The following is a 14,438-nucleotide window of genomic DNA, read 5'->3' as shown; positions in this document are numbered from 1 at the left end:
CCCCCGGCGGGCACCCCGCTCCGGCGTACCCGGAACCCGGTACCCGGATGTCGGTCGCGGCTGGCATGCTCGTACGCATGAACGACGACGCCTTCTGGGCTCTCATCGACGAGTTGGGCCGACGGACCGGTGACCGGGACGAACGCCTCGAGTGGCTGCGGGAGGAGCTGCTGGGGCGTCCGGCGGCCGAGAGTGTGGAGTTCCAGGTACGGCTGGAGCGGGCGTGCGAGCGCGCCGACACGCGCGCGGTGTGGACGGCGGCGAACCGGATCGAGGGCGGCGACTGCACGGACGACGGTTTCCACTACTTCACGCTCTGGCTGGTCGGCCAGGGCGGCAAGGTGTACGAGTCGGTCCTCGCCGATCCGGACGCGCTGGCCGACGTGCCCGGCGTGCGGGCGCTCGTGGGACGGCACCACGACTCCTGGGACGACGACGAGTGGCCCGAGTGGGAGGAGCTCGACTACGTGGCCCAGGACGCGTGGGACGAGCTGACGGGCCAGGAGGGCGACGACGGCGAGGAGTTCCTCGACGCCGTCGAGGAGGCGGAGGACGCCGCGGAGGCGGCGGGGGAGTGGGAAGAGGACGGGGAGTCCCGGGGGCCTCGGCCGGAGGGGTTGGCGATACCCCGGCTCACCGCCCTCTTCCCGCCCGGTGCCTCCGGCTCCTAGGAGCCGGAGGGGTCCGTGGCCTGAGCGGTCAGGAGGCGGACGGGTTGCGGCGGCGGCCCAGGAGCAGGCTGCCGCCGGCGAAGGCGGCGAGGGCGCCCGCGCCGGCGAGGGCCATCGGGAGCGGCGAGGAGGGGGACTCGGCGGTCTCGGCGGAGAGGGCCGGGGGCTGCTCGTCGCCGCCGTGGCCCGCGTGGCTCACGGTGGAGAGCGAGGCGCCCGCCGCGATCTTCGCCTCGGTCGGGGCCTGGGCCTGCGCCCTCGCGGCCGTGGCCGTGCCGCCGAAGGTGACGTCCGAGCAGCTGTAGAAGGCCTCGGGGCTGTCGCTGCGCTGCCACACCTTGTAGACGATGTGGCGGCCGGTGCGGGCCGGGAGGTTGCCCGTGAAGTTGTAGTAGCCGTCGGTCGCGGTGCGGGTGGTGCCGTAGACGGCGACGGGGGTCGGGTCCAGGTCGGACCACTTCAGGGGCTGGGTCGGGTCGAAGCCCGCCTTGGTGATGTAGACGGTCATCGTGCCCGAGTGCGGGGCCGTCACCCGGACCTTGAAGTCGAAGGAGCCGGCGGCGACGGCCGTCGCGGGCCAGTCGGTGCGCGCCCAGTCCAGGGCCCGGTACTTCTCGCGGTTGGCGGAGCAGAGCTTGCCGTCCGGGATGAGGGCCTGGTGCCGGCCGTCGGCGTTGGCGATGTTGACCTCGTTCCAGTCGTAGAGCGGCTGGGTGCCGGAGTCGGCGACGAGGTCCTTGCACACCTGCGACTTGGGCGTCTCGGGGCCCTCGGCGTAACAGGCCGCCACCCGGCTCACGGGGTTGAAGACGGCCCCGTGGGCACCGGCCGCGGTGGGGGTGAGGCCGACGAGCGCGGCGGCTGACAGGGCGGAGGCGGCGACGGCGGTGGTGCGGCGGTAGGAGGGCATGCGGGGGCTCTCTCTCGTGCGTGGGGGAGTACGGAACGAGCAACGCGCGCGGGGCGCACGGAAGTTGAAATCCGGGCGGCCGCCGTAGAGCGTCGCATTGGTCCATACCAATGGGCAAGAGGGTGGGTGGAAAAAGCCGAAGCGGCCCCCCGGGGTGCCGCACACCCGGGAGGCCGCCGTCGGACGGAGGGAGACGGGGGGTCAGCCGTTCGCGAGCGCCTGCACGCGCGAGTAGTCCCCGTTGAAGTGGTTGTGGTCGCCGACCGTCGGGCCGGAGGAGGTGTACTGCCAGATCGTGTAGTACGGCCAGCCGGCCGGGAGTTCGCCGACCTCGGAGGCGTACCGGGCGATCCACAGCGGGTTGGTCGAGGCGAAGGCCGCGGAGTTGCCGGTGCACTGCTTCCACCAGCTCGTGGCCGTGTAGATCACCGGGTCGCGGCCCGTCCGGTACCGGTAGCGGTTCACGAAGTCCTGGATCCACGCGACCATCCCGGACGCCGTCTTGCCGTAGCAGGTCGCGCCGTACGGGTTCCACTCGATGTCGAGCACGCCCGGCAGGGTCCTGCCGTCCTTCGACCAGCCGCCGCCGTTGTTGACGAAGTAGTCGGCCTGGGCGGCTCCGGTCGTGGTGTCCGGGGTGGCGAAGTGGTACGTGCCGCGGATCATGCCGACGTTGTAGGAGCCGTTGTACTGCTGGGTGAAGGACGTGTTCTTGTAGTACGTGCCTTCCGTCGCCTTGACGTAGGCCCACTTGACCCCGCTGTTCCACAGCGTGGACCAGGCCACGTTGCCGTTGTGGCTGGAGACGTCCACGCCTTCCGTCTGCGCGGCCAGGGTGGCGGCGCCGGACGTGGGGCCCTGCCCGTCGTGCGCGATCACGCCCATGCCCAGGTAGGCGGAGCCGCGTGCGGGGGTCGCCTGCCGGGCGCCGGGGTCCTGGGCGGCGGTGGCGGTGCCGGAGAGGCCGAGGGGGAGGAGGAGGGCCAGGGCCGCGAGGGCGGCGCCGGCGAGGGTCGTTCCGGATCTGTGCACACGCATTGCGTGCCTCCGAAAGGCTCGGTGGGGGAGCGGTGGGGCGGACCCGCGACCATGCCTGGAATGGACATGTCATTCGGGGCTGCCGGGAAAGACGCTACGCACGTAGACCCGCCCGGCGGAAGGGGGCCTGGTTGCCGCCGTTGGTCTACGCCTGCGAAATACTGAAGGAGCTGCGGCGATGGACGCCGCCGGAAGAAACTTTCAGCGACCGGAAAGCGTGCGGGAGGTGCTGACGTGCACGGAAGCGGTACGGGAAGTGAAGGCCGGGTCACCGCCGGAGGTGGTGGATACCAGGAATTCCTCGCTCTCGAACGGGAGCTGGCGGTCTTCCTGCGCCGCGCCCGCGCCCAGTCCGGCGAGATGGCCCGCGAGGTCCACCCCGAACTGGAGTCGTCCGCCTACGGACTCTTCGTACGGCTCGACGACGCCGGCCCCCAGCGGGCCACCGAACTCGCCGGGTACTTCGGCGTCGGCAAGGCCACCATGAGCCGCCAGCTCCGCGTCCTGGAGGACCTCGGGCTCGTCGCCCGCGACCCCGACCCGGCCGACGGCCGCGCCTCGCTCGTCCGCCTCACCGAGGAGGGCCGCAGCCGCTTCCGCAGCGTCCGCGACGCCCGGCGCGAACGCTACGTCCGCAAACTCGCCGACTGGGACCGCGCCGAGGTCGCCGAACTCGCCCGCCTCCTGAACCACTTCAACGTCCGCTCGGAGGGCTGAGGGGCGGACGGGGTCGGCTGGGAACCGGGGAAGGGAAGCGGCCGGGGATCAGCGGAAGGCCGGAGAGGGGGAGCGGACCGGGGTCAGTGGTCCGACAGCTCCGCGTACACCGCCGTCGCGTCGTCGTGGAGCTTCCAGCGGTGCGCCCCGCCCGCCCGCGCGTCGGCGGACTCCAGCGCCCGCACCCGCCGGAGCAACCCGGCCGGGCCCTCCTCGCGCAGCACACCGAAGCAGTCCGCCCAGTCGCCCGCGCCGAACAGCTCCACCCAGCGGCTCGCCCCGTCCGTGAGCGCCGCCAGCGCCCGCACCTCCGCGCGCGGGGTCGTCCCGGTCACCGCCCGGTCCGCGACCGCCGGGTCCGCCGCCGCCGTGAAGAAGCCGCCCTCCCGGTTCCGCAGCCGGTCCGTCGCCTCCAGGGAGCGCCGCACCTCGTCCGGCATCCGGTCGAGCCGGTCGTCGAGCACGGCCCGTACCGTCCCGTCCGGGGCCTCCAGGAGCAGCGCGGAGTCGGACAGGACGAGGTGCTCGACCGACGCCTCGTCCCAGCGGACGAGCACCACGGTCGCCTGAGGCGTTCGCACGTGAGAAAGGTCACAGGTGTCGCGGTGGGCGTCCGCGGCGCGCCGGATGGCCAGCGACAGGATCTCAGACAGGGGCATGTCCCGGCGGGAACCGGACAGTTCGGTCAAAGCCCCGCCCAGTCGTGCGGTGAACCACGGGACCGTGTGCACACAACCGTCATCACCGGCGGGAGGTGTGACGCCGTCGAGGAGCACGACCGTCCCCCCGCTCCCCGAAGCGGGCAGGGCGGCGGCCGCCCAGTCCTCGTTGGGGCGTTCGGGGCTGCCGGGAAGGGAGGCGACTTCGCTGCGCATGGCCTCCAGTCTGCCCGCACCCGCGCATTCCGCCGTGAACTCCTTCACCGGACCTGCAAATGACCGGAAAAGGCCTGTACCAACCCCGTGGAAGCGGCCGGCGAGGCGGAAGGGTCACCTCCGGGGAGCTGCGGGCGGGCATCCTGCCAAAGCCCGCCCGGAAGATCCAACCGGCGCCCCGTACGGGCCCCCGGCCGCCGCCTCCGGAAGTTGTTCGCCAACTACTGAGTGTTGTTCACTCGTTCGGGTGGCGGAGCGGCCGATGCCCGTCCCCTTGCCGGAAGCGCTGGAATGGTCGGAAGCCGTACCAGGGGTGGGGGCGCTCCATGTGACCGGTCGTCACCCCTGCTTCATGGGCGGACGAATCAAGAATGCGAGCACCGGTGCAGAAGAAGCGGCCTCGGAGCAACAACGGCACGCAGAGCCAGACCCCCGGTGAGCCGCAGGCCCCCGCCGGCCGGCCCAAGCGCGTCCGCAACCGGCTGGTCGCCGGCGTCGCCCTCGTCGGCGTCACCGTCCTCGCCGCCGGAGCCCCCGCGATCCTCGCCGCCTCCGCCGAGCTCACCGAGTCGCAGCGCCTCGTCACCCTCGCCGAACTCGACCGGCAGGCCGTCACCCTCGCGCACTCCCTCGCCGACGAGCGCGACGAGGTCGTGGCGTACATCGCCGCCGGACGCGACGCCCAGAGCGGCGACGCCAAGCACAAGCGGCAGATCACCGACGCGCGCTCCACCCGCGTCGACCGCCAGATCGACGAGATCCGGCCCGCCGCACCCGCCGAACTCCGCCGCGAACTCGCCGGGGTCCCCTCCGTCCGCCGCAGCGCGCTGACCGGCAAGGGCACGGCCCTGGAGGCCCACAAGGCGTACTCGGACGTCATAGGGAAGCTCCAGGCCCTCGCCGACGAGCTCGCCGACAAGACCCCGGCCCGCGCCTCCGACGCCGCACTGACCGAGGCCACCCGCGCCCCCGCCGCCCTCGGCCGCGCCGTCGAACAGGCCTCCACCACCCGCGGCCTGCTCCTCGCCGCACTCTCCGTGCCCCAGCCCGAGCCCTCCGGGGACGTCCACTACGACCCGCAGACCGGCACCTACGTGGCCGACGTGCCCGAGGGCGCCGCCGAGGCCGAACGCGCCCGCGACGGCCTCACCGCCGCCGCCCAGCAGGCCCGCGTCCGCGAGCTCGCCGCCCTCGGCGACTTCGACCAGGCCGCCGGCGCCACCGCCCGCGACTCCCTCGCGGCCACCGTCACCGGCCCCGACGTCAAGACCGCCGAGCTCGCCCTCGCCTCGCTCACCGACCAGCCCAAACTGACCGAGGCCGAGCGCGGCACGGACCCGGCCGCCCTGGAGGCCGCCCTCTCCGCCCGCATCGAGCAGATGCGCGGCGTCGAGTCCGCCCTCGCCACCGAGCGGGTCGAACGCCTCGCCGCGCTCCGCGACGACGACGTCGAAGCCCTCGAACTGCGCATCGCCTACCTCGGCGGCTGCCTCCTCGTCGCGATCGGCATCTCCACCTACGTCGCCCGCACCCTCACCCGGCCGCTCGCCGTGCTCCGCCTCGGCGCCGCCCGGCTCGCCGCCGCCCCCGAGCCGCACCGCGAGGAAGCGGTCCGCTTCACCGGCCGCAACGACGAGTTCGCCCAGGTCGTCCGCTCGCTCAACGCCCTGCACGGCAAGCTCTCCGGCCTCGCCGCGCAGACCGAGCGGCTCACCGACGAGCGCGCCGACCTGGCCGCCGCCAAGGACGCCGTCGGCGCCGAACTCGCCGCCCAGCGCGCCGACCTCCAGGGCCGGGTCGCCCTCCTCACCGCCGACCTCGAACGGCTCAGGAACACCGTCCACCACACCTTCGTCAACCTCTCGCTGCGCAGCCTCGGGCTCGTCGAGCGGCAGCTCGGCGTCATCGAGAAGCTGGAGGAGCGCGAGCAGGACCCGGACCGCCTCGCGACCCTCTTCAAGCTCGACCACATGGCGACCGTCATGCGCCGCCACAGCGAGAACCTCCTCGTCCTCGCCGGCCACGAGCACGTCCACGGCCACGCCGGGCCCGTCCCGCTCGTCGACGTGCTGCGCGCCGCCGTCAGCGAGATCGAGCGCTACGAGCGGGTCACCATCCAGTCGCTGCCGCCGCACGCCCAGGTCGCCGGCTTCGCCGCGGACGACCTGAGCCACCTCGTCGCGGAACTCCTGGAGAACGCCACCTCCTTCTCGCCGCCGGACGCCGAGGTCCAGCTCTCCGGCTGGCTCCTGGAGAGCGGCGAGGTGATGCTCTCCGTGCAGGACGCGGGCATCGGCATGACCGCCTCCCGGTCCGCCGAGCTCAACGCGCGCCTCGCCGAGGCCGACCCGGACGCCTTCGAGGGCGAGGGCCTCGGCATGCGGGTCATCGCGCTGCTCGCCGCCCGCCACGGGGTGCGCGTCGAGCTGCGCGAGCAGAAGCCGGGCGGTACGGCCGCCGTCGTGGTCCTGCCGCTGCCCCTGCTGCCCACCACCCCGCCGACGGCCGTGTCGGAGCCCGTACGGGTCGCGGGCACCTCGCCCGTGCTCCAGCTGCCGGGCTCGGTCGCGGAGGCCAACTCCAACACCCTGCCGTCCCGGCACCGCGACCCGCTCGTGGAGGCGGCGGAGGCCGCGTTCCTGGCGGCGGAGACGGGTGCGGGGACGGAGGCGGAGGCCGTCCAGCAGCAGGCGCAGGCGCAGGAGTACGCCCCCGAGCCGGAGGCCGAGCCGGCGTACGCCCCCGAGACCGAGGCGGCGTACGCGCCCGAGCCCGAGACCGAGACGGCCTACGAGCCGGAGTACGCGCCGGACGCGCCGTACGAGTCCGTCTCCGAGACCACGCTCCAGGTCCGGCTGCCCGACCCGCCGCCGGAGCCGGACACCCACGAGCGCGCCGCCGACGGGGAGCCGGCGCCCGCCGAGGTGCCCGCCGCCGACGCGGCCGTACCCGGACCGCGCCCCGCGCAGTGGGAGCGGGTCACCGACAAGGGGCTGCCCAAGCGCACCCCGCAGGTGGTCCGTCAGCCCTCCGCCGACACCACGCCCCGCCAGGGCGGCGTGGACGCGGAGGCCCTGCGCCGCCGGCTCGGCGGCTTCCACCAGGGCGCCAAGGCCGGGCGCCGGGACGTGGAGGCGGAGCTCGACACGGCACGCACGGAAGCCGCGAGGACCGCACGTACAGAGGAGATGACGGGGGACACAGTCGAGGAGGCACGCAGTTGACCGCGACGGGAACGTTCGGACTGAGTACGGAAGCCCGCAACCTGCAATGGCTGCTGGGGAATCTGGTGGAGGAGGTCCCGGGTGTCCGCTCGGTGGCCGTCGTCTCCTCCGACGGCCTGATGCTGCTCTCGTCGGACCCGGCCACCCAGCAGGCCACGACGGTCGCCGCCGACGCCGGCCGTCCTGACGGGCCGCGCGGCTCCAGCGCCGATCTGGCCACCATCGTCTCCGGCATCGGCAGCCTCACCATCGGCGCCGCCCGCCTGATGGACGGCGGCGGGGTCAAGCAGACGATGGTGGCGATGGAGGAGGGCAGCGTCTTCGTCATGTCGATCAGCGACGGTTCGCTGCTCGGCGTGCACGCCACGCCCGACTGCGACATGAGCGTCGTGGCGTACCACATGGCGCTCTTCGTGGGCCGCGCCGGTCACGTACTCACCCCCGAAGTCCGCAGCGAGCTGCGCAAATCGATGGAGAGCACCCAGTGACGGCCATGTCCTCAGCTCATCACGCCTTCAAGCTGCCGGTACGCGGAGAGGGGCGGCGCCCCGCGCGCGTGCGCCCGTACTCGCTGACCGGCGGCCGTACCCGCTTCGGTCACATCCTGCTCGTCGAGACCTTCGTGGCGGCGCTCGAAGCGCCCGCCGCCCGCAAGGTCCTGACGGACGGCGGGCCCGCCGCCCGCGGGCTGATGCCGGAGATGCGGGCCATCGTCGAGATCTGCCGCCGGATGCGGACGGTCGCGGAGATCTCGGCTCTTCTGAAGATGCCGTTGGGGGTCGTCCGGGTGCTGCTCAGCGACCTGGCCGACCAGGGAAAGATCCGTGTGTACGGGACCGGTCACGGCACCGGCCAGCCCGACCGCGCGCTCCTCGAAAGGGTGCTGAGTGGACTCCGTCGTCTCTGACGCCACCGCCGTCTCCGAAACCCCGGCGGTCGCCGGCATCCCCGCCCAGCCCGGCGCCGAGGATCCCCTCCTCGACACCGCGGAGGCCGACCCCGCGGAGCCCGACACCGAAGAGGGCGCCCAGGACTGGCAGCTCGACCACTCCCGCGCCCCGATCGCGACGAAGATCGTCGTCGCGGGCGGCTTCGGCGTCGGCAAGACCACCTTCGTCCGCGCCGTCTCGGAGATCACCCCGCTCCAGACCGAGGCGCTGATGACCCGCGCGAGCGAGGACACCGACGACCTCACCGCGACGCCGGACAAGCTCACCACCACGGTGGCGATGGACTTCGGCCGGATCACCCTCGACAACGACCTGGTGCTGTACGTCTTCGGCACGCCGGGCCAGCAGCGCTTCTGGTTCATGTGGGACGACCTGGTGCGCGGGGCGATCGGGGCCATCGTGCTCGCCGACACCCGCCGGCTCACCGACTGCTTCCCGGCCCTCGACTACTTCGAGAGCTGCGGGCTGCCGTACATCGTGGCCGTCAACCACTTCGAGGGAACCGAGCTGTTCGAGGCGGACGACGTCAGGGAGGCCCTGACCGTGCCCGCGCACGTGCCCGTGGTGATCATGGACGCGCGCAAGCGGTACAGCGTCGTCGAGAGCCTGCTCGCGATGGTCGCGCACGCCCTCGAAGCCACGCCCGAATAGCCCGCCCCCCCCGAATAGTTCGACCCGTCACGCCAGGAGCCCCGCCCATGCGGAAGATACTCATAGTCGGCGCCGGCCAGTCCGGCCTGCAGCTCGCCCTCGGACTCCAGTCGCAGGGGTACGAGGTCACCCTCATGTCGAACCGGACCGCGGACGAGATCCGCAACGGCCGGGTCATGTCCACCCAGTGCATGTTCGACACCGCCCTCCAGCACGAGCGGGACCTCGGGCTCGACTTCTGGGAGTCCCAGGCCCCGCGGATCGAGGGCCTCGGCGTCTCCGTCGCCGGCCCCGACTCCGCCCGCCTCATCGACTGGGTCGGCAGGCTCGACGGCCACGCCCAGTCCGTCGACCAGCGCGTGAAGATGGCCGGCTGGATGGACACCTTCGCCCAGCGCGGCGGCCAGCTGGTGATACACGGCGCGGCCGTCGGCGACCTGGACTACTTCTCCCGCAGCTACGACCTGGTGCTCGTCGCGGCCGGCAAGGGCGAGCTGGTCTCCATGTTCGGCCGTGACGCGGCCCGTTCGCCGTACAGCGAGCCGCAGCGCGCCCTGGCCGTCGCGTACGTCCACGGCCTCGGCCCGCGCCCCGAGCACCCCGACTTCGACGCGGTCCGCTGCAACGTCGTCCCGGGCGTCGGCGAGCTCTTCGTGATGCCGACCCTCACCACCGGCGGCCGCGCCGACATCCTCTTCTGGGAGGGCGTCCCCGGCGGCCCGCTCGACGTCTTCCAGGGCGTCAAGGACCCCTCCGAGCACCTGGCGCTGACGCTGGAGCTGATGGAGAAGTTCACGCCGTGGGAGTACGCGCGGGCGACGAAGGTCGAGCTGACCGACGCCGGCGGCACCCTCGCCGGCCGGTACGCGCCGACCGTCCGCAACCCGATCGGCCGGCTGCCCGGCGGCGGCCTGGTCCTCGGCGTCGCCGACGTCGTCGTCGCCAACGACCCGATCACCGGCCAGGGCTCCAACTCGGCGTCCAAGTGCGCCGCCGCGTACCTCGCCGCCATCGTCGAGCAGGGCGACAGGCCCTTCGACGAGGAGTGGATGCAGGGCGCCTTCGACCGCTACTGGAAGACGGCCCAGCACGTCACCAAGTGGACGAACGCGATGCTGGCGCCCCCGCCGGAGCACGTCCTGAACCTGCTCGGCGCGGCCGGCGAACTCCAGCCCGTCGCCGACCGCTTCGCGAACGGCTTCAACGACCCGGCCGACTTCGAGAACTTCTTCTTCGAGCCGGAGAAGACGAACGCCTACCTGGCCTCGGTCTCCGCGAGCTGACAGGCCGCCGACCCGCGTCGGAGTGGTCGCCGTGGGTGGTTGGCCGCTCCGGTGCCGAGGGCTCCCGCCGGCGTGCATCGCCCACGGGAGCCCTCGGCCTTTTCAGGGCCGCGCCACCGGCGCGGCGACGGAGGTGCCGAGGTCAGGAGGAGGTCGCGGCGGGTGTGCAGGTGATGGAGCTTCCGATGTTCACCGCGCCGAGCCCGAGGCTGCCCAGCAGTCCTCGGGGCTGCTGCGGGGACGGCTGGCAGTTGGAGACCGCCGCCGCCCCGTGGTCGCCGGCGGAGGGTGCGTGGACGCTGCTCTCCGAACTCACCCGCACACAGCGACGACGGCCGGCGGAGCCGTCGTCGTAAAACGGGTCGAGCCGTTCCGCCCCGGTGTCCGATCATGTGCTCATGTCTCAGCAGAACACCCTCGCCCGCGTGGACGCGGACCTGGCCGCCGGACGCGTGCCGATGGCGCGCCAGCGCCTGCGCGGGCTCGTCTCCTCCTTCCCGTACGACCTGACGCTGCGCCGCCGGCTCGCCGAGGTGTACCGGCTGTACGGGGACGCGGCCGAGGCGGGGCGCTGGATGTACCTCGAGGAGGACCGGCGCCCGGACGAGACGGCGGCCTTCGAGGAGCGGTACGGGTCGCCCGGGTGGCGCATGAAGGCCCTCGCGTGGCGCGGCCCCGAGTCGATGGCGGCGACCGCCTTCGCCGAGGAGCGGCTCGCGGCGCTGCGTACGGCCCGCGCCGAGGAGCTGGGACGGCCGGTCGACTGGGACGACCCGGCCTCCTACGAGGACGACGGGGACGAGGAGCACGCGCCGGACACCGGCGGGTGGAACGCCGGCGGGGTGATCGCGGGCCTCGGCTGCGTGGTCGGGGGCGTCGTGTTCGCGGGGGTCTGGGTGCTGGGGGTCGTCTCCCTCTTCTCGTAGGTGCCGGACCGCTCCGCCCGGCGGACGGCGAGCGGGGTCAGGAGGCCGGTCACCGCGAAGAGGGCGCCCACGGCGAACCAGCCGGGGCGGCCCCAGCCGATGCAGAGCGCGATGAGCAGCCCGGGCCCGAGGGCCTCGGAGAGACCGGCGCCCAGCCCGAAGACGCCCAGGTACTGGCCGGTGGCGTGGGGCGGTGCGAGGGCGTACGACACCTCGAAGCCGCCCGCCGCGTGCCACAGTTCGCCGACCGTGTGGACGACCACGGCGGTCAGCAGCAGGGCGACCGCCACCGCCACGGGCGTTCCCGCGGAGAGCGAGACGAGGGCGCAGGAGACGAGGAAGGCCGCTCCGGCGCGCCGGTAGGCACGGCCGCCGGCCCGGGGCGAGCCGACGCCGCGGCTCGCCCGCACCTGGAGGGCCACGACCAGGACGGTGTTGGTGAGCATGGTGCCGGAGACGAGCCAGTGCGGGGCGGTGGTGGACCCCACCAGCCAGAGCGGGATCGCGACGGTGAGCACCTTGAACTGGATCGCCATGATGCCGTCGAGCGCGGTGAGCGCCAGGTAGGGCCGGTCGCGCAGCGCGATCCACCGGGGCCCGCGGGCGGCCGGCGCCGGAGCGACGGGCGGCAGCAGGAACAGGACGGCGGCCGAGGCCGCGAACGCGCACGCGTTCCCGGCGACGAGGACCTGGTAGGCGCCGAGCGTGCCGACCTGGACCGCCCATCCCGCGAGGAGCGCGCCGAGGGAGATGCCGACGTTGGTCACGGCCCGCAGAGAGGCGCGGAACTCCTGCGGCCGGTCCCCTCCGTAGTGCCGGATGAGCGGCGCCCGGGCGGCGAGACCGGCCGCCTTGGCGCCGGTGGCCGCGGAGACGGCGAGGACGAACGGCCAGAAGCTGTCGGCGAGCACGAAGGCCGCCGTGGCGAGCGCCTGCACCGTCAGGGTCGTCATGAAGACCCCGCGCGCCCCGTGCCGGTCCGCGAGGTGGCCGACGGCGATGCCCACGGCCAGGGAGAGGAGCCCGGCGATGCCGAGTCCGAGGCCCACGGTGGCGGCCGGGAGCCGTACGGCCTGGGTGAAGTACAGGACTCCGGCGGTGAGGAAGAGTCCGCTGCCGACGGCGTTGACGAAGTTGGAGGCGGCGAGGGCGCGTCGGGGGCGGGTGTCCGGCAGTGATCTGGGCATGACGGGGCTCCGTGTCCGGGTCGGCGGTCGGCCATCGGTAAGGACCCGTCAAGCTTGTTGCATATTACGGACGAGGGCAAGGGGCGGACAGGGAAGGGGAGTTCACGTCCGGTCGTAGCCCTCGTCCCCGCCGTCCCTGGCGCCGTCGGGGAGCGCGGGCGGGCTGTACGCCTCCAGGGCCGTGCCCCCCGGATCGGGCCGTACGGCCCCGAGCAGCGGGTTCGCCGCCAGCGGTGAGACCTTCACCTTCCCGCCGGGGCGCGGGGCCTGCACCACCAGGCCCCCGCCCAGGTAGAGGGCCACATGGGTCGCGCCCGGGAAGTAGACCACCAGATCGCCGGGACGGAGCTCGGTCAGGGGCACCCGGGGCAGCGTCGCCCATTGCTCCTGGCTGGTCCTCGGCAGCTCCCGGCCGGCCGCCGCCCACGCCCGCTGCGTCAGCCCCGAGCAGTCGTACGCCTCCGGGCCCTCCGCCCCCCACTCGTACGGCTTGCCGATCTGGCCCACCGCGAAGCGCAGGGCCTCCGCGCCGGCCCCGGACGGGGTGCGCGGGCCGTCCAGGACGCCGGAGTCGAGCAGCTCGCGCTGCGCGCCCGCGGTCTGGACGTGTTCGAGCGCGGTCAGCCGGGCCAGCTGGTCCGGCGACAGGGCGGCGAGCAGCTTCTCGACCTCCAGCAGCTTGGCCCGCACCTCGTCGCGCCGGACGCGCTGCGCGGCGGCGAGCCCCTGCTGCCGGTCCAGCGCCTTGCGCGAGGCGCTCGCGAGGCTGCCCGCCCGCCGCTCGGCGCTCGTGAGCCGGGAGACGGCGGCCGTCCGTTCGCGGGCCACGCGGGCCATCAGGTGCCCCTGGTCCAGGGCCGACTGGGGGTCCGCGGCGAAGAGCAGCCGCAGGGAGGAGGGGAACGAGGAGAGCGCCGACCTGCCCTGGTACTGGTCCCGGGCGATCCGGCCGGCCGCCGCACGGCCCTGCGCCAGGGCGGTCCGGGCGGCGGTGAGCCGGGCGGTGACCGTCCTGGTGTCGGCTGCCTGGAGCTTCAGCGCCTCCTCGGCGGCGTTGTACCGCTCGGTCGCCGCCTCGGCCTGCTGGTAGAGCGTCCGCAGCCGGGTGAGCAACGCGCCGACGGAGCCACCGCCGGAGGGCGGGAGCGCGGCGGCGTCGTCCTGGACGTCGTCACCGAGGGCGTCCTCGACGGCGGGCGAGGGGGAGGCCGAGGAGGCCTCCGGGCGGGCGGGACCGACGGGACCGGTCGCCGGTGGGGCCGGGTCTGCGGGGCCGTCCGGATCGGTGGTCGGGGTCGGCCGGGCCGCGGGGCCGTCCGGATCCGTGGTCGGGGTCGACGGGTCTGCGGGGCCGTCCGGATCCGTGGTCGGGGTCGGCCGGGCCGCGGGGGCGGCCGCTCCCGTGGCCGACGCCGGTGCCGCCGACTCCTTGTCCGCTCCCGCGGACGCGGGGTCGACCGGTCCCACCGGTTCCGCCGCCGGGTCCGCCCAGGCGATCGGGGCCTCCGCCGGAGGGTCCGCGGGCGGGTCCGGGGCGGCGCCCGCCGCCGGGAGCACCCCCATGAGCGCCGTCGCCGCGGCGAGCGCCCCCGTGCAGACCGTGCGCAGCAGCCTTCGCGACACGTCACCACCTCCACGGGGATGATGACGGGTCACTTCATCTGATTACCGTACGAATCGGGGCGTGCCCCGCCGCGTCACCCGTTCGGCCTCGGCGTCGGCTTCGACCACGGCCACTTCAGCTCGCGCCGCTCCCGCCCCTCGGGGGCGTACACATAGACCCAGCCGCGCTGGAGCCCGAGCCGCTTCGTGTAGCCCGAGGGCTCGCGCCGGTACGTGTGCAGGGTCGGCGGGTGCCCGTCGTGCGCCGGGACCGGGATCTCGTACCACTTCGGAGGGTGGCCGATCGGGCCGACCAGGACCGGCAGGGACCGGCCGTCGAGGGGGCCGCCGCGGAAGGGGGTGTTCTCGCTCTTCACCCCCTCAGTCTCTCCCGGCTCACCGCC

14 protein-coding genes and 1 pseudogene are annotated in these 14,438 nt (G+C 73.9%); 8 read left to right on the top strand and 7 right to left on the bottom strand.

The genetic code is table 11. The annotated features are described in order from the left end of the window. Nucleotides 1–77 precede the first annotated feature (77 nt). The gene (locus IE237_RS01195; RefSeq protein WP_229842178.1) at nucleotides 78–671 is read left to right on the top strand and encodes a DUF4240 domain-containing protein; all 594 of its coding nucleotides are present in this window, start codon (nucleotides 78–80) and stop codon (nucleotides 669–671) included. Nucleotides 672–699: 28 nt separating this feature from the next. On the opposite strand, the gene IE237_RS01190 is transcribed toward IE237_RS01195, so the two are convergent. Both IE237_RS01190 and IE237_RS01185 read right to left on the bottom strand, forming a co-directional pair. Then, the gene (locus IE237_RS01190; protein WP_189799894.1) at nucleotides 700–1,581 is read right to left on the bottom strand and encodes a lytic polysaccharide monooxygenase auxiliary activity family 9 protein; all 882 of its coding nucleotides are present in this window, start codon (nucleotides 1,579–1,581) and stop codon (nucleotides 700–702) included. Between the two features lie 201 nt (nucleotides 1,582–1,782). Continuing rightward, entirely contained in the window at nucleotides 1,783–2,619 is an 837-nt protein-coding gene (locus IE237_RS01185) for a lysozyme (protein ID WP_189799893.1), read from the bottom strand. Between the two features lie 234 nt (nucleotides 2,620–2,853). Between IE237_RS01185 and IE237_RS01180 the strand changes: the two genes are divergently transcribed. Continuing rightward, entirely contained in the window at nucleotides 2,854–3,336 is a 483-nt protein-coding gene (locus IE237_RS01180) for a MarR family winged helix-turn-helix transcriptional regulator (RefSeq protein WP_189799892.1), read from the top strand. A gap of 83 nt (nucleotides 3,337–3,419) precedes the next feature. Here the strand turns inward: IE237_RS01180 and IE237_RS01175 are convergent, their stop codons facing one another. Then, nucleotides 3,420–4,211, bottom strand: coding sequence for a protein phosphatase 2C domain-containing protein (locus tag IE237_RS01175; protein WP_189799891.1), 792 nt, complete (start codon nucleotides 4,209–4,211; stop codon nucleotides 3,420–3,422). A gap of 371 nt (nucleotides 4,212–4,582) precedes the next feature. On the opposite strand from IE237_RS01175, the gene IE237_RS01170 reads away from it, so the two are divergent. The 5 genes from IE237_RS01170 to IE237_RS01150 are packed head-to-tail and all read left to right on the top strand — an operon-like array spanning nucleotide 4,583 to nucleotide 10,319. Further along, nucleotides 4,583–7,435, top strand: a complete 2,853-nt coding sequence (locus IE237_RS01170) for a nitrate- and nitrite sensing domain-containing protein (RefSeq protein WP_229842177.1) — start codon at nucleotides 4,583–4,585, stop codon at nucleotides 7,433–7,435. Continuing rightward, complete coding sequence (locus IE237_RS01165) at nucleotides 7,432–7,923, top strand: roadblock/LC7 domain-containing protein (RefSeq protein WP_030688835.1); 492 nt, start codon at nucleotides 7,432–7,434, stop codon at nucleotides 7,921–7,923. The genes IE237_RS01170 and IE237_RS01165 overlap by 4 nt, the downstream gene beginning before the upstream one ends. A 5-nt stretch (nucleotides 7,924–7,928) precedes the next feature. After that, nucleotides 7,929–8,342 carry a DUF742 domain-containing protein gene (locus IE237_RS01160; protein ID WP_041134250.1) on the top strand — a complete coding sequence of 138 codons (414 nt, stop codon included), beginning with the start codon at nucleotides 7,929–7,931 and terminating at the stop codon, nucleotides 8,340–8,342. Continuing rightward, a complete protein-coding gene (locus IE237_RS01155) occupies nucleotides 8,323–9,036 on the top strand; it encodes a GTP-binding protein (RefSeq protein WP_189799890.1) in 714 nt (237 codons plus the stop codon). Before IE237_RS01160 ends, IE237_RS01155 begins: the two co-directional genes overlap by 20 nt. A gap of 47 nt (nucleotides 9,037–9,083) precedes the next feature. Continuing rightward, the gene (locus IE237_RS01150; RefSeq protein WP_189799889.1) at nucleotides 9,084–10,319 is read left to right on the top strand and encodes a styrene monooxygenase/indole monooxygenase family protein; all 1,236 of its coding nucleotides are present in this window, start codon (nucleotides 9,084–9,086) and stop codon (nucleotides 10,317–10,319) included. Between the two features lie 142 nt (nucleotides 10,320–10,461). Here the strand turns inward: IE237_RS01150 and IE237_RS01145 are convergent, their stop codons facing one another. Further along, nucleotides 10,462–10,635: a hypothetical protein gene (locus tag IE237_RS01145; RefSeq protein ID WP_189799888.1), complete on the bottom strand. Its 174-nt coding sequence runs from the start codon at nucleotides 10,633–10,635 to the stop codon at nucleotides 10,462–10,464. Nucleotides 10,636–10,717: 82 nt separating this feature from the next. Between IE237_RS01145 and IE237_RS01140 the strand changes: the two genes are divergently transcribed. Beyond that, a complete protein-coding gene (locus IE237_RS01140; RefSeq protein WP_189799887.1) occupies nucleotides 10,718–11,245 on the top strand; it encodes a DUF6584 family protein in 528 nt (175 codons plus the stop codon). A 275-nt stretch (nucleotides 11,246–11,520) separates the two neighbouring features. Here the strand turns inward: IE237_RS01140 and IE237_RS01135 are convergent. The 3 genes and pseudogenes from IE237_RS01135 to IE237_RS01125 form a co-directional block, all read right to left on the bottom strand. Next, nucleotides 11,521–12,432 (bottom strand): annotated as a pseudogene (locus IE237_RS01135) (MFS transporter); the annotation flags it as partial. A 102-nt stretch (nucleotides 12,433–12,534) separates the two neighbouring features. After that, on the bottom strand, nucleotides 12,535–14,055 hold the full coding sequence (locus IE237_RS01130; protein WP_229842175.1) for a C40 family peptidase: 1,521 nt from the start codon (nucleotides 14,053–14,055) through the stop codon (nucleotides 12,535–12,537). Between the two features lie 74 nt (nucleotides 14,056–14,129). Continuing rightward, nucleotides 14,130–14,411, bottom strand: a complete 282-nt coding sequence (locus IE237_RS01125; protein ID WP_189799886.1) for a DUF8847 domain-containing protein — start codon at nucleotides 14,409–14,411, stop codon at nucleotides 14,130–14,132. Nucleotides 14,412–14,438: the final 27 nt, after the last annotated feature.

This window comes from Streptomyces tanashiensis, assembly GCF_014648895.1.
Lineage (GTDB): Bacteria > Actinomycetota > Actinomycetes > Streptomycetales > Streptomycetaceae > Streptomyces > Streptomyces tanashiensis.
This window is presented reverse-complemented; position numbering and strand designations above follow the sequence as displayed.